Here is a 21,120-nt window from a genome sequence, read left to right as displayed (position 1 = left end):
CCGATCTTCTGCATCCTCGCGACTAATGACAACCTTTACCCGCCCCTGCGGATCAAGCCTCTCATTAGCCGCGCGAACCTCTGCACAAAGATCATTAATAGCAACAATACATGAGTTTTTAGTGAATTGCTGCCGCCCGGTCGAAAAAAGGGGCCCTGAGGCCCCTTTTTCTGAAACTCGCAGAATTAGCGACGCAGACCCAGACGCTCGATCAGCGAAGAGTAACGTGCAACATCTTTACGTTTCAGGTAGTCGAGCAGTTTACGACGCTGGGAAACCATGCGCAGCAGACCACGACGGCTGTGGTGATCTTTTTTATGCTCGGAGAAGTGACCCTGCAGATGGTTAATCTGTGCAGTCAGCAGTGCAACCTGAACTTCGGTAGAACCGCTGTCGTTTTCGCCACGACCAAACTCAGAAACGATTTTTGCTTTAGCTTCAACGCTTAGAGACATTTTAAAACTCCAAATTTAAAAGAAAGAAAGGGTGCCGATCTCTAATTCAGCGACCCCTGATGCAACGCCCGAAAATGTTAAAACACTTTTGCGGACGTTAAGCGGCGATATTCTACTCGCAGCCGGCTTTTATCGCAAGAACAGCCCTCAAGCTGGGTATTCAACCACCAGACGACGCGGCGCGACGCGGCCCTCTTCGTCAATTTCACCCATACCGAGAAATTTCTCTTCTTCGCCTTCGGTAACTCGCACCAGACCCTGCGGCGGTGCGCCTGTCGTACGGACTGGGTTGCCGTTCTTAAAGTAAACAGCCGATGTTTCGGGAATATTAACCACAGGATAGTCCGACGCCGGGCTATCCATCGGCATCAGCAGCGGATCGAGCAGCTGCGCGGCAGGAATATCCTGCTCCGTCGCCTGTTCAACCAGCGCCTGCAGCTGCTCCAGCGTCACCATTCGCTCAACCGGATATTTGCTGACGGCCAGACGGCGCAGGAAAATAACGTGGGCTCCACAGCCCAGTTTTTCCCCGAGATCGTCGATAATCGTACGAATATAGGTGCCTTTTGAGCAATGAATTTCCAGCTCCAGCTCGTCCCCTTCGTGGCGAATAAACAGCAGCTCATAGACGGTAATGGGCCGGGCTTCACGCGGAACGTCAATTCCCTGACGGGCATATTCGTAGAGCTTTTTCCCCTGGTACTTCAGCGCCGAATACATCGACGGTATCTGCTGCGTTTCACCGCGGAAACTCTCCAGCGCCGTCGCTAGCTGCTCATCACTGAACGTCAGCGGACGCTCCTCCACCACCTGGCCATCGGCATCAGAGGTATCGGTGCGCTGCCCGAGTTTCGCAATCACGCGATAGCGTTTATCGGAGTCCAGCAGATACTGAGAAAACTTAGTGGCTTCCCCAAGGCAAATCGGCAACATGCCGGTAGCCAGCGGATCCAGCGCACCGGTGTGCCCTGCCCGGTTCGCGTTATAAATGCGTTTTACCTTTTGCAGTACATCGTTGCTGGATGCGCCCTGAGGCTTATCCAACAGCAGTACGCCATGCACATCGCGGCCGCGACGACGAGGACGACTCATCAGTCCTCCTTGCTGTCGTCCGGGTTCACACGACGCTCATCGTCATGCTTCACCACGCTGGTCACCAGGTTGGACATGCGCATCCCTTCGACCAGCGAGTTGTCGTAGAAGAAGGTCAGTTCCGGCACGATACGCAGACGCATCGCTTTGCCCAGCAGGGAACGAATAAAACCGGATGCTTCCTGTAACGCTTTGATGCCAGCATTAACCGCGGCTTCGTCTTTGTCATTCAGGAAGGTTACAAAGACTTTGGCATAAGCCAGGTCGCGGGACATTTCTACGCCAGAGACTGTCGTCATCATGCCCAGACGCGGGTCTTTAATTTCACGCTGCAGGATGATAGCAATTTCTTTTTGCATCTCCTGAGCCACACGCTGTGGGCGACCAAATTCTTTCGCCATAATAGATTCTCCAGATAAAGACAAAAAAGGGGCCTTAGCCCCTTTTTAGAATGCGTGCCGGGTGGCGCTGTGCTAACCCGGCCTACCATCAGCAATTAAGCGATAGTACGTTGGATTTCAATGATTTCGAATACTTCGATCATATCGCCAACGCGAACGTCGTTGTAGTTCTTCACACCGATACCACATTCCATACCGTTACGGACTTCGTTAACATCATCTTTGAAGCGGCGCAGGGATTCCAGCTCGCCTTCGTAGATAACCACGTTGTCACGCAGTACGCGGATTGGGTTATGACGTTTGATCGTCCCTTCGGTAACCATACAGCCCGCGATTGCGCCAAACTTAGGCGATTTGAACACATCACGCACTTCAGCCAGACCAATGATCTGCTGTTTCAGTTCCGGAGACAGCATGCCGCTCATTGCCGCTTTCACTTCGTCGATCAGGTTATAGATGACGGAGTAGTAGCGCAGATCCAGGCTTTCTGCTTCGATAACTTTACGCGCAGATGCATCAGCACGCACGTTGAAGCCTACCAGGATAGCATTGGATGCCGCAGCCAGGGTTGCGTCGGTTTCGGTGATACCACCTACGCCAGAACCAATGATCTTCACTTTCACTTCGTCGGTAGACAGTTTCAGTAAAGAGTCAGAGATCGCTTCCACAGAACCCTGAACGTCCGCTTTCAGTACGACGTTCACTTCGTGAACTTCGCCTTCAGTCATGTTAGCGAACATGTTCTCGAGTTTAGATTTCTGCTGACGCGCCAGTTTGACTTCGCGGAATTTGCCCTGACGATACAAAGCAACTTCACGCGCTTTTTTCTCGTCACGAACAACGGTCACTTCATCACCCGCAGCCGGAACACCGGACAGACCGAGGATTTCCACCGGAATGGACGGACCCGCTTCCAGAACTTCCTGACCCAGTTCGTTACGCATTGCACGAACGCGGCCATATTCAAAGCCACACAGTACGATGTCGCCCTTATTCAGGGTACCTTCACGAACCAGAACGGTAGCAACCGGACCACGACCTTTATCCAGGAAGGATTCGATAACCGCGCCGCTGGCCATACCGTTACGAACGGCTTTCAGCTCCAGAACTTCAGCCTGCAGCAGGATTGCATTCAGCAGGTCATCAATACCGGTACCCGCTTTCGCAGAAACAGGGATGAACTGAGATTCGCCGCCCCACTCTTCCGGCATAACGCCGTACTGAGACAGTTCGTTTTTAACGCGATCCATATCCGCTTCAGGTTTGTCGATCTTGTTGACCGCAACCACTACCGGAACCTGAGCCGCTTTTGCGTGCTGGATAGCTTCGATAGTCTGTGGCATCACGCCATCGTCTGCTGCGACAACCAGAACAACGATATCCGTTGCCTGCGCACCACGAGCACGCATAGAGGTAAACGCGGCGTGCCCCGGGGTATCCAGGAAAGTGATCATGCCGTTTTCGGTTTCAACGTGGTATGCACCGATGTGCTGGGTAATACCACCCGCTTCGCCGGATGCTACTTTGGTTGAACGAATGTAGTCCAGCAGAGAGGTTTTACCGTGGTCAACGTGACCCATGATGGTCACAACCGGAGCACGGGATTCAGCCGCAGCACCAGTATCACGGTCGCTCATTACCGCTTCTTCCAGCTCGTTCTCACGACGCAGGATAACTTTGTGGCCCATCTCTTCGGCAACCAGCTGTGCGGTTTCCTGGTCGATGACCTGGTTGATGGTCGCCATTGCGCCCAGCTTCATCATCGCTTTGATGACCTGAGAGCCTTTGACTGCCATTTTATTTGCCAGATCGCCAACGGTGATGGTTTCACCAATCACAACGTCACGGTTAACGGCCTGGGCAGGCTTCTGGAAGCCTTGCTGCAGCGCGGAACCTTTACGCTTGCCACCTTTTCCGCCGCGTACGGAAGCACGAGCTTCTTCGCGATCGGCTTTGGATTCAGCGTGTTTGTTGGCTTTCTTCGCTGGACGCGCGGCTTTGGTGTTACGACCACGGCCACGACCGGCTTCACTTTCACGGTCGTTTTCATCTTCAGCCTGACGAGCATGCTGAGAGGTGGTGACGTGATAGTCGCTGGTGTCTTCAGTCGGCTCTGCGTTCGCATTACCGTTCTTTTCGTTCTCTTCTGCCATGCGGCGGGCTTCTTCCGCAACGCGACGCGCATCTTCTTCAAGCTTGCGGCGCGCTTCTTCTTCCGATTTGCGCTTCAGCTCAGCGGCTTCAGCTTCACGGCGGGCTTTTTCAGCCTGGGCGGTTTTAGTCATATCGTCTGTATTGCTCACTTTGTCTTTTTCCGCAACTTCACGTTTCGCTTTATCAGCGGATTCACGTTTAGCTTGTTCTGCGGCCTCACGTTCAGCTTTTGCCTGTGCCTCACGCTTGGCTGCTTCTTCAGCCTCACGGCGGGCTTGTTCTTCCGCTTCACGCTTCGCTTCTTCTTCCGCCAGACGATCAGCTTCCTGCGGGTCACGTTTCACAAAGGTGCGTTTCTTGCGGACTTCGATTTGTACCGATTTACTCTTTCCACCGGTACCTGGAATATTTAACGTGCTGCGCGTTTTGCGCTGCAGCGTCAGCTTGTCGGGCGCCGAACCGTGCTCACGGTTCAGGTGCGTCAACAAGGTTTGCTTCTCTTGCGCCGTCACAGAATCATCAGCCGATTTGCGAATCCCTGCATCAGCAAATTGCTGTATCAGGCGATCCACAGAGGTCTGAATCTCTGAGGCCAGCGCTTTAATGGTTACATCTGTCATGCTGTTCCTTCCTGCTACAGTTTATTACGCTTCGTCGCCGAACCAACAAATATTACGGGCGGCCATGATGAGCTCTCCGGCTTTTTCGTCGGTCAACCCTTCGATATCAGCCAGATCATCAATGCCCTGCTCGGCGAGATCTTCCAGCGTACAAACACCACGGGCAGCCAGTTTGAAAGCCATCAAACGTTCTAAACCTTCCAGATTTAACAAATCATCGGCAGGTTTAGTATCTCCCAGGCTTTCTTCCTGAGCCAGCGCCAGCGTGGTCAGCGCGTTTTTCGCACGCTCACGAAGTGCTTCAACGGTGTCTTCATCCAGACCGTCGATTTCCAGCAGTTCTTTCACTGGCACATAGGCCAGTTCTTCCAGCGTAGCGAAACCTTCTTCAACCAGCAGCGTGGCGAAATCTTCATCAATATCAAGATATTTCGTGAAGGTATCGATAGCCGCGTGGGCTTCAGCCTGATGCTTCGCCTGCAGGTCATCAACGGTCATAACGTTGAGTTCCCAGCCGCTCAGCTGCGAGGCCAGACGGACGTTCTGACCGTTACGGCCAATCGCCTGCGCCAGATTACCCGCTTCAACCGCGATATCCATGGTGTGTTTATCTTCATCCACCACGATAGAAGCGACGTCAGCCGGCGCCATTGCGTTAATGACGAACTGCGCCGGGTTATCATCCCACAGAACGATATCGATACGCTCGCCGCCCAGTTCGGTCGAAACCGCCTGAACGCGCGCGCCACGCATGCCTACACAAGCGCCAACCGGGTCGATACGCTTATCGTTAGTTTTCACCGCAATCTTCGCACGGGAACCCGGATCGCGAGCGGCGGCTTTAATTTCGAGAACTTCTTCGCCAATTTCTGGCACTTCAATACGGAACAGTTCAACCAGCATTTCTGGTTTAGAACGGGTCACGAACAGCTGAGCGCCACGCGCTTCCGGGCGAACCGCATACAGGACGCCGCGAATACGGTCACCCGGGCGGAAGTTCTCACGCGGCAGCATATCTTCACGCAGGATCACGGCTTCAGCATTGCTGCCCAGATCCAGAGTGATGTTGTCGCGGTTTACTTTCTTCACCACGCCGGTGATGATTTCACCTTCGTGCTCGCGGAACTGATCGACAACCATGGCACGTTCAGCTTCACGGACTTTCTGTACGATAACCTGTTTCGCGGTCTGCGTGGTGATACGGTCGAAGGTGACTGATTCAATCTGGTCTTCAACAAAGTCACCAGGATTCATGCTTTCGTCTTCGTAGCGCGCCGCTTCTAGCGTAATTTCGCGCGTCGGCTGGGTCACTTCTTCGACGACCAGCCAGCGACGGAAGGTATCAAAATCACCGCTACGACGATCGATGCTGACACGCACATCGATCTCTTGTTCGTATTTTTTCTTGGTTGCCGTTGCCAGAGCACTTTCCAGCGCTTCGAAAATCTTTTCGCGCGGCAGCGCCTTTTCGTTGGAAACGGCTTCAACAACAGCCAAAATTTCTTTGTTCATCGGGGCCTTTCACCTCAATCCAGACTGTTAAAAGTGGGGAACCAGGTTCGCCTTCTGGATGTTACTCAGCGCGAACACTTCATCTTTGCCTTCGACGGTTACCGTGATCATTTCACCGTCTACCGCTTTGATAATGCCCTGCCATTTGCGACGGTTCTGTACCGCCATACGCAATACCAGCGCGACTTCCTCACCGGAAAAACGCTCATAGTGTTCGGCGGTAAACATCGGGCGATCGAGACCAGGTGAAGACACTTCCAGGTTGTAAGCTACGGTGATTGGATCTTCGACATCCATGACAGCGCTGACCTGGTGGCTCACATCAGCACAATCATCAACATTGATGCCATCATCACTATCAATATAGATGCGCAGTGTGGATGTGCGACCGCGAATGAATTCGATGCCGACCAGCTCAAAGCCAAGCGCTTCAACCGGCGCCGTGAGCATCTCTGTTAATTTTTGCTCTAATGTGGACAAACCCACCCCCAAGACATAAAAAAAGGGCGTATAGCCCAGTTATTCTGAAGTCAGATAACAAAAAACCCCGATAAATCGGGGTTTTAGATAACTGAACCCTGCGATCGCAACTGCGATCTGGAACACCTTCCAGGAGAATTCTTTCAAATTCAGCTACGAAGGACCAGGTCCTCACAGTATATTTGAAAAAGTACTCAAAGGGAAAGTGGTTGCGGGGGCCGGATTTGAACCGACGACCTTCGGGTTATGAGCCCGACGAGCTACCAGGCTGCTCCACCCCGCGCCTGAAACGTGGCACATTTTACTCTTATTGAGTAAAAGACGCAAATACTGCTGGGATTTGGTACCGAGGACGGGACATAAAATCGTGGTAAAGTTTATTGATAAACCCTATATTTTGTCAACATGTATTTCATCTCTCTCTGTTCTCGTTTGTGCTGCCATATTGCTCTTTTTTAGCAAAAAAGCGATGAAGCACTTCCTGTCATCCGCAAAAGATGATTAAATGAAAACTCACAATTAATGCATAAAAATGCAATATAAACCTGTTCCATTTGACGTCATGAGTACTGCATCTTTGGCCATGCGAAGCACGCAGTCAGCAGTTCAGCGTCATAGTTCGAGAAGATTATGCACATTGTCCGAAGAAAAAACGGCAGGCAGATATAGTCAAACAGAACAGGTTCTACGACTTGATAAACCGAACTCACAACAGTCTATCTAGCAGGGTTTTATTTTATGACGACGATTCTTAAGCATCTCCCGGTTGGTCAACGCATTGGTATCGCTTTCTCTGGTGGTCTGGATACCAGCGCCGCACTGCTGTGGATGCGCAAAAAAGGCGCAGTTCCTTATGCCTATACCGCAAACCTGGGTCAGCCCGACGAAGAGGATTACGATGCCATTCCTCGTCGGGCCAAAGAGTACGGTGCCGAAGGCGCTCGTCTGATCGACTGCCGTAAGCAGCTGGTCGCAGAAGGTATCGCCGCGATTCAGTGCGGGGCTTTCCACAACACGACCGGCGGGCTGACCTATTTTAACACCACCCCGCTGGGCCGCGCGGTGACCGGAACAATGCTGGTCGCAGCGATGAAAGAAGACGGCGTCAATATCTGGGGCGACGGCAGTACGTATAAAGGCAACGATATCGAACGCTTCTATCGCTATGGCCTGCTCACCAACGCCGAGCTGAAAATCTACAAACCGTGGCTGGATAGCGATTTTATCGATGAGCTGGGCGGCCGTCAGGAAATGTCCGAGTTTATGATCGCCTGCGGCTTTGACTACAAAATGTCCGTTGAAAAAGCCTACTCCACCGACTCCAATATGCTGGGTGCAACGCACGAGGCGAAAGACCTGGAATTCCTGAACTCCAGCGTCAAAATCGTTAACCCGATTATGGGCGTCAAGTTCTGGGACGACAGCGTCAAAATTCCGGCCGAAGAAGTGACCGTTCGTTTTGAACAGGGCCACCCGGTAGCCTTGAACGGAAAAACCTTCAACGACGACGTTGAGATGATGCTGGAGGCCAACCGCATCGGCGGTCGCCACGGTCTGGGTATGAGTGACCAGATTGAAAACCGTATCATCGAAGCGAAAAGCCGCGGTATCTATGAAGCACCGGGGATGGCGCTGCTGCATATTGCTTATGAACGCCTGCTGACCGGTATCCATAACGAAGACACTATCGAGCAGTACCATGCTCATGGCCGTCAGCTAGGTCGCCTGCTGTATCAGGGACGCTGGTTTGATTCCCAGGCCCTGATGCTGCGTGATGGTCTGCAGCGTTGGGTAGCAAGCCAGATCACCGGCGAAGTCACGCTGGAACTCCGTCGTGGCAACGACTACTCGATCCTCAATACCGTCTCAGACAATCTGACCTACAAAGCCGAACGTCTGACAATGGAAAAAGGCGACTCGATGTTCTCGGCGGAAGACCGCATTGGTCAGTTGACGATGCGTAATCTGGATATTACCGATACTCGTGACAAGCTGTTTGGTTACGCGCAATCGGGCCTGCTGAGCGCCTCTTCAGTCACCGGTCTGCCGCAGGTAGAAAACCTGGAAAACAGAGACAAATAACCTGTTTTCAACTACGCTTTCAGCCGACGTTAATCCGTCGGCTTTTTTATCTGACCCGTTCTCAACATCACAAAAACCTTAGCCTGTTAATTTTTACCTGTCGCAATTTCTTATAATTATTGTCTATAATCACCCGGATACCTTTATCCTTGACCCCGTGAGGATCGCGATGAATATTAATCCCCCGGTCAGGCCAAATCAGGCAATCAACCGCCTGCTGGAAACGCTCGAACCGTATGCCACACCCATGAATGTCGTTGCCAGAAAAAGGCTGACGCCGAGCTATAAAGGCAAAACACAGCTCTATCTTTTAAAAAAAGGCGAGCTGTCCGTCATTCGTTCATCAGATAAATTATTGATCGTCACCGTCTATGAACCGCATTTGTTTGGCGTAGCCGAGATACTTCAGCCAAGCCATAGCCACGCTCTGCGCGCTGAGGTCGCTTCCGAAGTTCTGCGTATTGATAGCGAGCACGCCATCAGGCTATTCCGCGAGCACAACCTGTGGGAAGAGGTCACCCGACTACTGGCGTACCATACCTCTTATCTGGTGTATCGGGACGATCTGGTCTTACAGCAGCGCACCTACTCGGTCATTCGCAATCATCTTCTGGAAATGCTGCTGTTACAGGAAGAGACGCGACTGCGAGTCTCCATTCTGGAGTATATTCAGGACCGCACCCATCTTTCACGCAGCAGTATTCTTAATGTCCTGTCGGCGTTAAAAAAGGGAGGATATATTGAGTTCGCCCGCGGCGGTTATTTGCAAGGCGTAAACTCGCTTCCCGAAAAATTCTAATCATCCATCACACTATTTATCGCTTATCTATTGTTGTCGGCACTGGTTCGACGAAAGAGTTTAAATTTAAACAAACAAACGATAACGACGAGCGATAAATAATTTTATTCTGAGCTCCTGTATTTATCACACTGATTGTGTGCTGAAAACTGAACAACAAGCTCAGAAATGAAGATGGCTCTCCTTGTGCCGTTTACTGAAATTTCTGCATTGTGGGAAGGTTGACTCCCTTCTGCCGCAATGCCCGGTACGGCAATGCCTGTTTCTGCGGCTTACACTACGGCGCTCTTCGATATCCGGACCATTAAGGTGCGGCAAGAGAGAGCGCCTGATGTGAGGATAAACCCTTATCTGGCTGAGGCAGGGATCAATGTCCCCACAGGCACGATGATGGTCGGAGGAATCAGGCGCTTTCAGCTGTCCCTGAAAACGTCCGATGGACGGGATTACCGTCACTAGATGTCGCTCTATCATGATGTCACGCCAGACTGGGCTGGCCGCGCACTGTTTTCGCGTGTCAGCAACGCTGCCAATAATCAGCAAAGCGTAAGTGCCAATATCTCTGCCGCCATTGCGACAGTGGGATAGCACTTCAGTAAATAACGATTAAACCCAAAAACCCGTTAACTTTTTGCCCGAACGCCCGTATCGGGCATTTTTTTACCTGAAGGAATTCAACAATGAGCATGATCACGCCGAAATCAGTTCTGTTAGTCGTCGCTCTCGGTGCCAGCAGTGCCGCCTGCGCATCGGTAAACTTACACGGAGAAGCCGGGGAAGAGTTCACTAACCTGTCGGCCAGCTTCGGTGCAGAAGAGCCGGGCATGACCTTTAACGGCAACTGGGCACACAGCGATAATGACGGCGACGTTGCCGGGTTAGGCATGGGCTATAACTTTAACCTTGGCCCGTTTCTTCTGACTCTGGGTGGTAAGGCGCTTTATCTGAATCCACAGGATAGCGATGAAGGCTATGCTGTCGCGCTGGGTGGCGGTGCGCAGCTCCCGCTGGGCCAATACTTTACGTTATTTGGCGAGACCTATTATTCTCCGGACTCCTTGTCCAGCGGCGTAGACGACTATGTCGAAGCTAATGCTGGCGTGCGGATTAACGTGATTAAATCGCTGAATATTGAAGCGGGGTATCGCTACATTGATATGGCGGGGAAAGATGCCCATCACGACAACACGCTGGCTGATGGTGCCTATGCAGGTTTCAACTTCAATTTCTGATGCCAGCAAAGGGGATTGCCGCCGGCAATCCCTCATTCATTTATGCCACCGCCGGAACGGCTTTTAGCAGCCGGTTGATCACCTGAAGCCCTGCAATGTTGTTCTCTTTCCGATAAACCTCGTTCATCGCAGACATCTGCTCCAGTTTCGTCAGAGCGCTATAGACGTGGAACGCCTCACTGTCCTTATCGAAAATGTCTTTTTTAGAGGCATCCTGCAGGTAGTTATCTTTCAACGACCGGCTCAAGCTACCGATAATCGCGGTATTATCCTGAAAACAACTGACCACTGCCTGAGCACTTTGCCCTGAAGGCTGCGCATCACTATGCAATACCGGCACCATTAAAGTATTAATGGTATCCACTGTATCCGCCGATGGCGTGGTACTACATCCGGACAAACACAGGGCGCCGGCAATGATAAACGACCTGATTTTTTTCATGGCGTCACTTCACCTCTTCTGAATAGATGAGCGCGACTTTAGCGATTACGGTGGGTTCAAGACCAGTGAAGAGTTATTTATAAATAAACAAGCGCATATCGAAAGCAAAAAAAAGACGCTTTTCAGCGTCTTTTTTTCAGAATATTGGTACCGAGGACGGGACTTGAACCCGTAAGCCCAATCGGGCACTACCACCTCAAGGTAGCGTGTCTACCAATTCCACCACCTCGGCACGGATATAACTATTAGTGCGGGATATCGCTGCTCGGCTGTGCCGGTGCTGCTGGCTGAGTCTGCTCAGTTTTCGGAGCGCTCAGATTATCCCACTCACTTCCTTTATTGGTCTTGTTGCTGTTGATATTGCCCAGCACCAGACTGATGATGAAGAACAACGCTGCAAGGATACCGGTCATGCGGGTCATGAAGTTACCAGAACCGCTGGATCCAAACAATGTGCCGGAAGCGCCTGCTCCGAAGGAGGCTCCCATATCAGCGCCTTTACCTTGCTGCAGCATAATCAGACCAACAAGGCCAATTGCCACAATAAGGAAAACAACTAAAAGAGCTTCTTGCATAATCAACCTGTTCCTTGCGGATTCGCCGCATACCAATTGCTTCAACCAATAAAGCGGGACGTTTTAATGTTTCCCACTGAAGCGGGTGTGAATACTAACCAAAGCGAATGACCTTCGCAAGGGCAATTTCGGTGCATTGTATCAACTGCGGAAAAAAACAGCAAAAAACGATCTTTCGGCCAATAAAAAAGCGGCAAGCGCCGCCTTTTTAAACACTTAGAGCCGTTTCATCCAGCATGATGATTACACGCGGTCTGAGTCCGGGCTACGCTCCGCTCAAATCGGCAAATAAAATAACCGGCTTAATCAGGCGTTTTTTACCGCATTGGCGATACGATGCGCAAACTCATGAACCTGCTCTTCGTGCTCACCTTCAACCATCACACGAATTAACGGCTCGGTACCCGATTTACGCAGCAGTACACGACCACGGTTGCCCAGCGCCGCTTCCACTTCCGCCATGACTGCTTTCACGTTTTCATGCTCCAGCGGGTTACCGCTGCCTTCGGTGAAACGTACGTTGACCAGGATCTGCGGGAACATTTTCATACCGCTGCATAAATCATGCAGGCTCATGTGGTTACGCACCATCGCCGCCACGACCTGCAGGCTCGCAACGATACCGTCACCGGTCGTGGTTTTATCCAGCAGAATGACGTGGCCGGAGTTTTCCGCCCCAATACGCCAGCCTTTCTCCTGTAGCTTCTCGAGAACGTAGCGGTCACCGACTTTTGCTCTGGCAAACGGAATGCCCAGCTGTTTGAGCGCCAGCTCGAGACCCATATTGCTCATCAGCGTCCCCACCGCGCCACCGCGCAGCTGGCCCTGACGCAGCCCTTCGCGGGCAATGATATACAGAATCTGATCGCCATCCACTTTATTGCCTTCATGGTCGACCATAATGACGCGGTCGCCATCGCCGTCATAGGCGATGCCAAGATCGGCTTTTTCAGCCAGCACGCGCGCCTGCAGGGCACGTACGTCGGTCGCACCGACCTCTTCATTGATATTGAGTCCGTCAGGCTCACAACCCATCGCAATGACCTGAGCGCCCAGCTCGCGGAACACGTTCGGCGCGATGTGATAGGTTGCGCCATGCGCGCAGTCGACGACCACTTTCAGCGCATTCAGGCTTAATTCATTCGGGAAGGTGCCCTTGCAGAACTCAATGTAACGACCGGCGGCATCCACGATGCGGCTGGCTTTGCCAAGTTCGGCAGAATCCACGCAGGTAAGCTCTTTTTCCATTTCTGCTTCGATAGCTTCTTCCACATTATCCGGCAGCTTGGTGCCTTCAATAGAGAAGAACTTAATGCCGTTATCGTAGAACGGGTTATGCGACGCTGAAATCACAATCCCCGCTTCCGCACGGAAAGCACGCGTCAGGTATGCCACCGCCGGAGTTGGCATCGGCCCGGTGAAAGAAGCTGAGAGCCCCGCGGCGGCCAGTCCTGCTTCTAACGCCGATTCCAGCATATAGCCGGAGATTCGGGTATCTTTACCAATAATGATTTTGCGTGAGCCATGACGCGCCAGCACCTTGCCCGCAGCCCAGCCCAGTTTGAGTACGAATTCCGGGGTAATTGGCGCATCACCCACGCGGCCACGGATACCATCGGTGCCAAAATATTTGCGGTTACTCATAACGTTTATTTTCCTTTGTGCTCAGGGTGGCTTCCACCACGCGTAGCGCTTCTACCGTTTCTTTGACGTCGTGGACGCGAATAATCTGCGCGCCCTGCATCGCTGCAATCACTGCACATGCCAGGCTGCCACTCAGGCGCTCCGTCGGCCCGACGTTAAGCAATTGACCGACCATCGACTTACGCGACATACCGACCAACAGCGGGAGACCGAAATGGTGGAACTCGCCGAGTCGAGCAAGCAGCTCATAATTATGGGAAAGATTTTTACCGAAACCGAATCCTGGGTCGAGCAACAATTTCTCTTTTGCGATACCCGCCTGCTCACAGCGCACGATATGCTCGGTGAAAAAGCGGCCGACATCGGCAAAGACATCATCGTACTTCGGCGCTTCCTGCATCGTTTTTGGCTGGCCCTGCATATGCATCAGGCACACCGGCAGCTCGGTTTGGGCCGCAGCGGCCAGCGCACCGGGTTCGGTCAACGAGCGTATATCGTTAATAATATGCGCGCCTGCCCGGGCAGACTCACGGATCACCTCAGGCTTCGACGTATCCACGGAGATCCAGACTTCGAATCGCTGAGCAATTGCTTCTACGACCGGGATCACTCGTGCCAGCTCTTCCTCAACGCTCACATCTAGTGCGCCCGGGCGCGTCGATTCACCACCGATATCAATGATAGTCGCTCCCGCGTTTATCATCAGGTTGGCATGCTTAACCGCTTCCACGAGCGAGTTATGCGTGCCGCCGTCGGAGAAAGAGTCTGGCGTCACATTAAGGATACCCATCACGTGAGGATGGGAGAGATCGAGGGTTGAGCCCTGGGCTACGAGTTTCATCACGAAATCCCTGAATCAGGAAGGTTTAAAAAGAAAAACCCCGGAGCGACGGGCGCCCCGGGGTTTCAATATGCACAACAACATCAACAGCGGCTAACTTATTTGTCGCCCAGCTGCTCTGACATGGTGTTACCCGGGTTCGGCGTACGCGGTTCATCGACCGGACGCGGTGCACTCGGGGTGCCATTGTTGCCAGAGTTATTGGTGCCGTTCGGATCTTCCCAACCCGCAGGTGGGCGAACCTCGCGACGAGCCATCAGGTCATCAATCTGCGGTGCGTCGATGGTCTCATATTTCATGAGCGCATCTTTCATCGAATGCAGGATGTCCAGGTTGTCGTTCAGAATCTGACGAGCACGATTATAGTTACGTTCAACCAGAGATTTCACTTCCTGGTCGATGATACGTGCAGTCTCATCGGACATATGCTTCGCTTTGGCGACGCTACGGCCGAGGAAAACTTCGCCCTCTTCTTCCGCATACAGCAGCGGACCGAGTTTGTCAGAGAAGCCCCACTGCGTCACCATGTTACGCGCCAGGTTAGTCGCGACTTTAATGTCATTCGACGCACCGGTAGAAACATGTTCTACACCGTAGATAATCTCTTCCGCCAGGCGACCGCCGTACAAGGTTGAAATCTGGCTTTCCAGTTTCTGACGGCTGGCGCTGATCGCATCGCCTTCCGGCAGGAAGAACGTCACACCCAGAGCGCGACCGCGTGGGATAATCGTCACTTTGTGCACCGGATCGTGTTCCGGTACCAGGCGGCCGATAATCGCATGGCCCGCTTCGTGGTAGGCGGTAGATTCTTTCTGCGCTTCCGTCATCACCATGGAGCGACGTTCCGCACCCATCATGATTTTGTCTTTCGCTTTTTCGAACTCAACCATCGAAACCACGCGCTTGTTGCCACGAGCAGCAAACAGAGCGGCTTCGTTGACCAGGTTCGCCAGATCGGCACCGGAGAAGCCCGGGGTGCCGCGCGCAATGATTGCCGCATCGATATCTGGCGACAGCGGCACGCGACGCATGTGAACTTTCAGAATCTGTTCACGGCCACGGACATCCGGCAGGCCAACCACAACCTGACGGTCGAAACGGCCAGGACGCAGCAGCGCAGGGTCAAGAACGTCCGGACGGTTAGTCGCAGCGATAACGATAATGCCTTCGTTGCCTTCAAAACCATCCATCTCAACCAGCATCTGGTTAAGCGTCTGCTCACGTTCATCATGACCGCCACCCAGACCGGCGCCACGCTGGCGGCCGACGGCGTCGATTTCATCGATGAAGATAATGCACGGTGCCGCTTTCTTAGCTTGTTCGAACATGTCACGCACACGAGATGCGCCCACGCCGACGAACATTTCTACGAAGTCAGAACCGGAAATGGTGAAGAACGGGACTTTCGCTTCGCCGGCGATAGCCTTCGCCAGCAGCGTTTTACCGGTACCCGGAGGGCCGACCATCAGGACACCTTTCGGGATTTTACCACCCAGCTTCTGGAAACGGCTCGGTTCGCGCAGGTATTCAACCAGCTCAGCCACTTCCTCTTTTGCTTCATCGCAACCGGCGACATCGGCAAAAGTGGTTTTGATCTGGTCTTCCGTCAGCATACGGGCTTTGCTTTTGCCAAAGGACATCGCGCCCTTTCCGCCGCCGCCCTGCATTTGCCGCATGAAGAAGATCCAGACACCGATCAGCAAGAGCATCGGGAACCAGGAAATAAAGATGGAAGCCAGCAGGCTCGGTTCTTCCGGCGGTTCGCCAACCACTTTGACGTTTTTCGTCAACAGGTTATCGAGCAGCTTCGGATCGTTAACCGGAATGTAAGTCGTGTAACGGTTACTATCTTTCTTGGTAACGTTGATCTCACGTCCGTTGATACGCGCTTCGCGAACCTGGTCCTGGTTGACCTCTTGCAGGAAGGTTGAATAATCCACCTTACGGCCATTAGACTCGCTGGGCCCAAAGCTCTGGAATACTGACATCAGCACAACGGCAATGACCAGCCAGAGTATTAGGTTTTTCGCCATGTCACTCAAGGGATTAACCTCTTATTACAACTGTGTTAAAAACAGCGTCAGGATACTCTATATCCAGCGTCTTTCAAACTTTCGTTTGAAATCTACCGGTTATGGTTTACGCCCGGTCGCTACAATGTACACTTCACGCGAACGTGCGCGAGAAGAGTCCGGCTTACGAACTTTGACCTTCGTAAACAGGGAGCGAATTTCTCTTAGATACTCATCGAAGCCTTCGCCCTGGAACACCTTCACTACAAAACTACCACCCGGCGCTAATACATCACGAGCCATTCCAAGCGCCAGTTCCACCAAATACATGGCCCGGGGAATATCCACCGCCGGTGTTCCACACATGTTTGGTGCCATATCGGACATGACAACTTGTACTTTACTGTCACCTACGCGCTCAAGTAACGCTTTCAGGACTAATTCATCACGAAAATCGCCCTGAAGGAAGTCCACACCAACGATTGGATCCATCGGTAAAAGATCGCAAGCGATGATGCGGCCGCTGTTTCCGATCTGCGTAACCGCATATTGCGACCAGCCACCGGGTGCAGCACCGAGGTCAACAATGGTCATCCCCGGTTTAAAAATCTTGTCACTTTGCTGTATTTCATCAAGTTTAAACCAGGCACGGGAACGTAACCCCTTTTTCTGTGCCTGTTGAACATATTTATCGCTAAAGTGTTCCTGAAGCCAGCGACTTGAGCTGGCAGAACGCTTTTTACCTGTCATTTCACATTCCCATTTCGGGTTCATCATACTTTGCGACGTAAAAATCGACACGGTAGTTTGGCGATATATGGGAGATGGCGGTAGAATGAACCGTTTTCAATCCCAACGTAAGCAAAAAAATACGATGAATCTGAGTACTAAACAAAAACAGCACCTGAAAGGTCTGGCACATCCGCTCAAGCCGGTAGTTATGCTTGGCAATAATGGTTTGACCGAAGGGGTACTGGCCGAGATCGAACAAGCGTTAGAGCACCATGAGCTCATCAAGGTGAAAATCGCATCGGAAGACCGCGAAACTAAAACCTTGATCGTGGAAGCTATCGTGCGCGAAACCGGCGCCTGTAACGTACAGGTCATCGGTAAAACGCTGGTCCTGTATCGCCCAACTAAAGAGCGTAAAATCTCGCTGCCACGCTAAGAATATCCTGAATCTCGACACAACATTGTGTAAAACGAGGGATTTCTACGGGTAGACGAGCAAAATGCCATGCTCCGGACGTTGATAAAAGGCCGCTATGCGGCCTTTTTCCTTTCTTTACAATCCATCAACATGGTAGCGGGAAAAACGAACTAAAGGTACTCGACCTTAATAATTTCGTATTCTACTTCACCACCTGGTGTACGGATCGTCACCACATCATCCTGTTCTTTACCGATCAAACCACGGGCAATCGGTGAATTCACAGAGATCAGATTTTGCTTAAAATCAGCCTCATCATCACCCACGATGCGGTAAGTCTGTTCTTCATCGGTATCGAGGTTCAGGACGTTTACCGTCGCGCCAAAAATCACCCGTCCGTTGTTCGGCATTTTGGTGATATCGATAACCTGCGCATTTGACAGCTTCGCTTCAATATCCTTAATACGGCCTTCACAGAAACCTTGCTGCTCACGGGCGGCGTGGTACTCGGCATTCTCTTTCAAATCGCCGTGTTCACGCGCATCAGCAATAGCAGCAATGATTTCAGGACGACGAACTGACTTCAAAAAATCCAGTTCTTCGCGAAGTTTTTCAGCACCACGTAAGGTCATCGGAATAGCTTGCATTAGTTATACCTCTTTATCATTCCTTCATGGAACGGACGCCGCCGTTCCGCAACCTGTCAGCCTTTGAGCAGAACAGGAGCAAAAAGAAAACCAACCCGGAAAACATTCCCCAGGTCAGCAGCAATTTTCAATTTGATACGTATTTTACCCTGAAGTTCACTATGGGTCATCGTTTACTTTACAGGGTGTTGCACCGTAGTATGACGGCTCGGTTTCAGGTTGTTAGCGCGAGATTATGCGATTTCCCAGATTTATCATCGGATTGACCGCCGGTATAGCGTTTAGCGCTCAGGCGGCGAACATTGACGAATACATCACCCAGCTTCCTGCGGGTGCTAACCTCGCCTTTATAGCGCAGAAGGTTGGCTCCCCGACGCCGGAGATAGATTTCCACAGCCAGCAGATGGCGCTGCCTGCCAGCACCCAGAAGGTGATCACTGCGCTGGCCGCGTTGTTGCAGCTCGGGCCGGACTTTCGTTTCACGACCACCCTGGAAACCAAAGGCAGCCTCGATGGCGGCGTGCTAAAAGGCGATCTGATTGCCCGTTTTGGCGGTGACCCAACGCTCAAACGCCAGGATATTCGCAATATGGTCGCAACGCTGAAAAAAGCGGGCGTCCAGCGGATCGAAGGGAACGTATTGATTGACACATCGGTCTTCGCCAGCCATGACAAAGCTCCGGGCTGGCCGTGGAACGACATGACCCAATGCTTTAGCGCCCCTCCGGCGGCAGCTATCGTCGATCGTAACTGTTTTTCTGTCTCACTTTACAGCGCACAGAAACCAGGCGATCTGGCCTTTATTCGCGTGGCGTCGTACTACCCAGTGACGATGTTTAGCCAGGTGAGGACGCTGGCCCGCGGCTCTGCTGAGGCCCAGTACTGCGAGCTCGACGTGGTCACAGGCGATCTGAACCGCTATACCTTGACTGGTTGCCTGCCGCAGCGCAGTGAGCCCTTGCCGCTGGCTTTCGCCATTCAGGACGGCGCGAGCTATGCCGGCGTGATCCTGAAGTCCGAGCTGACCCAGGCTGGTATTACCTATAGCGGCACGCTGCTGCGCCAGACATTGGCTAACGATCCGGGAACCGTGCTGGCCACCACGCAATCCGCGCCGCTGCACGATCTCCTGCGGATCATGTTGAAAAAATCCGACAACATGATCGCGGATACCGTTTTCCGCACCATCGGCCATGCTCGCCTCGGCGTACCTGGCACATGGCGTGCCGGATCTGATGCCGTGCGCCAGATCCTGCGTCAACAGGCCGGGATTGATTTAGGTAATACCATTATTGCCGACGGCTCCGGCCTGTCGCGCCATAATCTGATAGCGCCGGCGACCATGATGCAGGTGCTGCAATATATCGCCCAGCACGATAATGAGCTCAACTTCATCTCCATGCTACCGCTGGCTGGCCACGATGGCTCGCTGCAGTACCGTGCAGGTCTGAATCAGGCTGGGGTTGACGGTAAAGTGTCGGCCAAAACAGGTTCTCTGCAGGGCGTCTACAACCTTGCAGGCTTTATTACCGCCGCCAGCGGGCAGAAAATCGCCTTTGTGCAGTATTTATCAGGGTATGCGGTGCCGCCTGCGGATCAGCGTAATCGTCGGATTCCGCTCGTACGCTTTGAGAGCCGGTTATACAAGGATTTGTACCAGAACAATTAATACAAAAGGGCCGCAAATAATGCGGCCCTTTTTAGTGCGTTCTGAATCGCTTACCGGTAAATCCGGCCAAACGGATTGCCGTAGCCCCGATCAACAATGTCGCCGGGGCGACAGAACAGCTTAACGCTTGTAGATGAACTCAACGCCTTCTTCGTCGTCTTCGTCCCAGTCGTCATCCCAGTCTTCGTCATCTTCGACTTCAACTTCCGCTTCTTCAAGCTGCTGACGGTGGTAGTCATCCCACATGAACTCGACTTTTTCAGGCGCTTTCTCTTCCTGAGCGTGAACAATTGGGTTTTCGATGATAAAGGTCATCACATCCCAGCATAGGTCTTTCACGCCCTGCTGGCTCGCCGCGGAGATCAGATAGAACTTATCTTCCCAGCCCAGCGCATCAGCAATTGCTTTCGCCTTCGCTTCGGCTTCTGCTTTATCCATCAGGTCAATCTTGTTAAAGACCAGCCAACGTGGTTTTTCAGCCAGCTTCTCGCTGTATTTTTCCAGCTCACCGATGATGATGCGTGCGTTCTCAGCCGGATCGGAGCCGTCAATCGGATCGATATCGATGAGATGCAGCAGCACGCGGCAACGTTCAAGGTGTTTCAGGAAACGAATACCCAGACCAGCACCTTCCGCTGCGCCTTCGATAAGCCCTGGGATATCTGCAACCACGAAGCTCTTCTCGTTATCCATACGCACAACGCCGAGGCTTGGCACCAGCGTGGTAAACGGATAATCGGCCACTTTCGGCTTCGCCGCAGAAACGGCGCGGATGAAGGTGGATTTACCGGCATTCGGCATTCCCAGCATCCCAACATCTGCCAGCAGCATCAGCTCCAGCTGCAGATCGCGTTTGTCACCCGGAGTCCCCATCGTTTTCTGACGCGGCGTACGGTTGACGGACGATTTGAAACGGGTGTTGCCCAGGCCGTGCCAGCCGCCTTTAGCGACCATCAGACGCTGACCATGCTTGGTCATATCGCCCATGACCTCACCGGTCCCCTGATCGATAACACGGGTCCCTACAGGCACTTTTACCGAAACGTCTTTACCACGTTTACCGGTACAGTCGCGGCTCTGACCATTCTGTCCACGCTCGGCGCGGAAGGATTTCTCAAAACGGTAGTCGATCAGGGTGTTCAGGTTCTCATCCGCTTCCAGCCAGACATCACCGCCATCACCGCCATCGCCGCCGTCCGGGCCGCCTCTCGGTATATATTTTTCACGGCGGAAGCTAACGCAACCATTGCCGCCATCACCTGCTACGACCAGGATTGTTGCTTCATCAACAAACTTCATTTTACTCTCCGAAA

Annotated in this window: 19 protein-coding genes and 2 tRNA genes; 5 read left to right on the top strand and 16 right to left on the bottom strand. The window is 52.5% G+C overall.

Annotation, left to right across the window (positions count from 1 at the left end; translation table 11 throughout):
* Nucleotides 1–185: 185 nt before the first annotated feature.
* The 7 genes from rpsO to ACMYSK_RS22205 form a co-directional block, all read right to left on the bottom strand.
* A complete protein-coding gene (gene rpsO, locus ACMYSK_RS22235; RefSeq protein WP_004868066.1) occupies nt 186–455 on the bottom strand; it encodes a 30S ribosomal protein S15 in 270 nt (89 codons plus the stop codon).
* Nucleotides 456–602: 147 nt separating this feature from the next.
* Nucleotides 603–1,547, bottom strand: coding sequence for a tRNA pseudouridine(55) synthase TruB (truB, locus tag ACMYSK_RS22230; protein WP_434638540.1), 945 nt, complete (start codon nt 1,545–1,547; stop codon nt 603–605).
* Nucleotides 1,547–1,948 carry a 30S ribosome-binding factor RbfA gene (gene rbfA / locus ACMYSK_RS22225; protein WP_434638539.1) on the bottom strand — a complete coding sequence of 134 codons (402 nt, stop codon included), beginning with the start codon at nt 1,946–1,948 and terminating at the stop codon, nt 1,547–1,549. Before rbfA ends, truB begins: the two co-directional genes overlap by 1 nt.
* Nucleotides 1,949–2,043: 95 nt before the next feature.
* Nucleotides 2,044–4,722, bottom strand: coding sequence for a translation initiation factor IF-2 (gene infB, locus ACMYSK_RS22220; protein ID WP_434638537.1), 2,679 nt, complete (start codon nt 4,720–4,722; stop codon nt 2,044–2,046).
* Between the two features lie 24 nt (nt 4,723–4,746).
* Nucleotides 4,747–6,234, bottom strand: coding sequence for a transcription termination factor NusA (gene nusA / locus ACMYSK_RS22215; protein WP_434638536.1), 1,488 nt, complete (start codon nt 6,232–6,234; stop codon nt 4,747–4,749).
* Nucleotides 6,235–6,261: 27 nt separating this feature from the next.
* A complete protein-coding gene (gene rimP / locus ACMYSK_RS22210; protein ID WP_004868075.1) occupies nt 6,262–6,714 on the bottom strand; it encodes a ribosome maturation factor RimP in 453 nt (150 codons plus the stop codon).
* A gap of 206 nt (nt 6,715–6,920) precedes the next feature.
* Nucleotides 6,921–6,997, bottom strand: a tRNA-Met gene (locus tag ACMYSK_RS22205).
* A gap of 455 nt (nt 6,998–7,452) precedes the next feature.
* Between ACMYSK_RS22205 and argG the strand changes: the two genes are divergently transcribed.
* The 3 genes from argG to ACMYSK_RS22190 all read left to right on the top strand — a co-directional run bounded on the left by argG (nt 7,453) and on the right by ACMYSK_RS22190 (nt 10,827).
* Entirely contained in the window at nt 7,453–8,796 is a 1,344-nt protein-coding gene (gene argG, locus ACMYSK_RS22200; protein ID WP_434638534.1) for an argininosuccinate synthase, read from the top strand.
* Nucleotides 8,797–8,965: 169 nt separating this feature from the next.
* The gene (locus ACMYSK_RS22195) at nt 8,966–9,595 is read left to right on the top strand and encodes a helix-turn-helix domain-containing protein (RefSeq protein ID WP_434638532.1); all 630 of its coding nucleotides are present in this window, start codon (nt 8,966–8,968) and stop codon (nt 9,593–9,595) included.
* A 680-nt stretch (nt 9,596–10,275) separates the two neighbouring features.
* Nucleotides 10,276–10,827 (top strand): YfaZ family outer membrane protein, encoded by a 552-nt coding sequence (locus ACMYSK_RS22190; RefSeq protein WP_434638531.1) that lies wholly within the window; start codon nt 10,276–10,278, stop codon nt 10,825–10,827.
* A 40-nt stretch (nt 10,828–10,867) separates the two neighbouring features.
* Here ACMYSK_RS22190 and ACMYSK_RS22185 read toward each other — a convergent pair whose 3' ends face one another.
* From ACMYSK_RS22185 to rlmE, 7 genes are all read right to left on the bottom strand, one after another.
* Entirely contained in the window at nt 10,868–11,269 is a 402-nt protein-coding gene (locus tag ACMYSK_RS22185) for a hypothetical protein (protein ID WP_434638530.1), read from the bottom strand.
* A 145-nt stretch (nt 11,270–11,414) separates the two neighbouring features.
* Nucleotides 11,415–11,501, bottom strand: a tRNA-Leu gene (locus ACMYSK_RS22180).
* 13 nt (nt 11,502–11,514) lie between these two features.
* Nucleotides 11,515–11,844, bottom strand: a complete 330-nt coding sequence (gene secG / locus ACMYSK_RS22175) for a preprotein translocase subunit SecG (protein WP_100684841.1) — start codon at nt 11,842–11,844, stop codon at nt 11,515–11,517.
* Between the two features lie 306 nt (nt 11,845–12,150).
* A complete protein-coding gene (glmM, locus tag ACMYSK_RS22170) occupies nt 12,151–13,488 on the bottom strand; it encodes a phosphoglucosamine mutase (RefSeq protein ID WP_434638528.1) in 1,338 nt (445 codons plus the stop codon).
* Nucleotides 13,481–14,329 carry a dihydropteroate synthase gene (gene folP / locus ACMYSK_RS22165; protein ID WP_434638527.1) on the bottom strand — a complete coding sequence of 283 codons (849 nt, stop codon included), beginning with the start codon at nt 14,327–14,329 and terminating at the stop codon, nt 13,481–13,483. The genes glmM and folP overlap by 8 nt, the downstream gene beginning before the upstream one ends.
* 98 nt (nt 14,330–14,427) lie before the next feature.
* Nucleotides 14,428–16,362, bottom strand: a complete 1,935-nt coding sequence (gene ftsH, locus ACMYSK_RS22160) for an ATP-dependent zinc metalloprotease FtsH (protein WP_434638526.1) — start codon at nt 16,360–16,362, stop codon at nt 14,428–14,430.
* 99 nt (nt 16,363–16,461) lie between these two features.
* The gene (gene rlmE, locus ACMYSK_RS22155) at nt 16,462–17,091 is read right to left on the bottom strand and encodes a 23S rRNA (uridine(2552)-2'-O)-methyltransferase RlmE (protein WP_004106110.1); all 630 of its coding nucleotides are present in this window, start codon (nt 17,089–17,091) and stop codon (nt 16,462–16,464) included.
* A gap of 124 nt (nt 17,092–17,215) precedes the next feature.
* On the opposite strand from rlmE, the gene yhbY reads away from it, so the two are divergent.
* On the top strand, nt 17,216–17,509 hold the full coding sequence (gene yhbY, locus ACMYSK_RS22150; protein ID WP_004139797.1) for a ribosome assembly RNA-binding protein YhbY: 294 nt from the start codon (nt 17,216–17,218) through the stop codon (nt 17,507–17,509).
* 152 nt (nt 17,510–17,661) lie between these two features.
* On the opposite strand, the gene greA is transcribed toward yhbY, so the two are convergent.
* Nucleotides 17,662–18,138, bottom strand: coding sequence for a transcription elongation factor GreA (gene greA, locus ACMYSK_RS22145; protein ID WP_123756322.1), 477 nt, complete (start codon nt 18,136–18,138; stop codon nt 17,662–17,664).
* A gap of 235 nt (nt 18,139–18,373) precedes the next feature.
* On the opposite strand from greA, the gene dacB reads away from it, so the two are divergent.
* Complete coding sequence (gene dacB, locus ACMYSK_RS22140) at nt 18,374–19,807, top strand: serine-type D-Ala-D-Ala carboxypeptidase (protein WP_434638523.1); 1,434 nt, start codon at nt 18,374–18,376, stop codon at nt 19,805–19,807.
* 120 nt (nt 19,808–19,927) lie between these two features.
* Here the strand turns inward: dacB and cgtA are convergent, their stop codons facing one another.
* On the bottom strand, nt 19,928–21,106 hold the full coding sequence (gene cgtA / locus ACMYSK_RS22135) for an Obg family GTPase CgtA (RefSeq protein WP_434638522.1): 1,179 nt from the start codon (nt 21,104–21,106) through the stop codon (nt 19,928–19,930).
* Nucleotides 21,107–21,120 lie beyond the last annotated feature (14 nt).

Source organism: Klebsiella sp. I138, from assembly GCF_051131765.1.
Classification (GTDB): Bacteria; Pseudomonadota; Gammaproteobacteria; order Enterobacterales; family Enterobacteriaceae; genus Klebsiella.
This window is presented reverse-complemented; position numbering and strand designations above follow the sequence as displayed.

Coding starts and splice junctions, on each gene's coding strand:
- rpsO (WP_004868066.1), bottom strand. CDS start 455: ATGTCTCTAAGCGTTGAAGCTAAAGCAAAAATCGTTTCTGAGTTTGGT.
- truB (WP_434638540.1), bottom strand. CDS start 1,547: ATGAGTCGTCCTCGTCGTCGCGGCCGCGATGTGCATGGCGTACTGCTG.
- rbfA (WP_434638539.1), bottom strand. CDS start 1,948: ATGGCGAAAGAATTTGGTCGCCCACAGCGTGTGGCTCAGGAGATGCAA.
- infB (WP_434638537.1), bottom strand. CDS start 4,722: ATGACAGATGTAACCATTAAAGCGCTGGCCTCAGAGATTCAGACCTCT.
- nusA (WP_434638536.1), bottom strand. CDS start 6,234: ATGAACAAAGAAATTTTGGCTGTTGTTGAAGCCGTTTCCAACGAAAAG.
- argG (WP_434638534.1), top strand. CDS start 7,453: ATGACGACGATTCTTAAGCATCTCCCGGTTGGTCAACGCATTGGTATC.
- ACMYSK_RS22195 (WP_434638532.1), top strand. CDS start 8,966: ATGAATATTAATCCCCCGGTCAGGCCAAATCAGGCAATCAACCGCCTG.
- ACMYSK_RS22190 (WP_434638531.1), top strand. CDS start 10,276: ATGAGCATGATCACGCCGAAATCAGTTCTGTTAGTCGTCGCTCTCGGT.
- ACMYSK_RS22185 (WP_434638530.1), bottom strand. CDS start 11,269: ATGAAAAAAATCAGGTCGTTTATCATTGCCGGCGCCCTGTGTTTGTCC.
- secG (WP_100684841.1), bottom strand. CDS start 11,844: ATGCAAGAAGCTCTTTTAGTTGTTTTCCTTATTGTGGCAATTGGCCTT.
- glmM (WP_434638528.1), bottom strand. CDS start 13,488: ATGAGTAACCGCAAATATTTTGGCACCGATGGTATCCGTGGCCGCGTG.
- folP (WP_434638527.1), bottom strand. CDS start 14,329: ATGAAACTCGTAGCCCAGGGCTCAACCCTCGATCTCTCCCATCCTCAC.
- ftsH (WP_434638526.1), bottom strand. CDS start 16,362: ATGGCGAAAAACCTAATACTCTGGCTGGTCATTGCCGTTGTGCTGATG.
- rlmE (WP_004106110.1), bottom strand. CDS start 17,091: ATGACAGGTAAAAAGCGTTCTGCCAGCTCAAGTCGCTGGCTTCAGGAA.
- yhbY (WP_004139797.1), top strand. CDS start 17,216: ATGAATCTGAGTACTAAACAAAAACAGCACCTGAAAGGTCTGGCACAT.
- greA (WP_123756322.1), bottom strand. CDS start 18,138: ATGCAAGCTATTCCGATGACCTTACGTGGTGCTGAAAAACTTCGCGAA.
- dacB (WP_434638523.1), top strand. CDS start 18,374: ATGCGATTTCCCAGATTTATCATCGGATTGACCGCCGGTATAGCGTTT.
- cgtA (WP_434638522.1), bottom strand. CDS start 21,106: ATGAAGTTTGTTGATGAAGCAACAATCCTGGTCGTAGCAGGTGATGGC.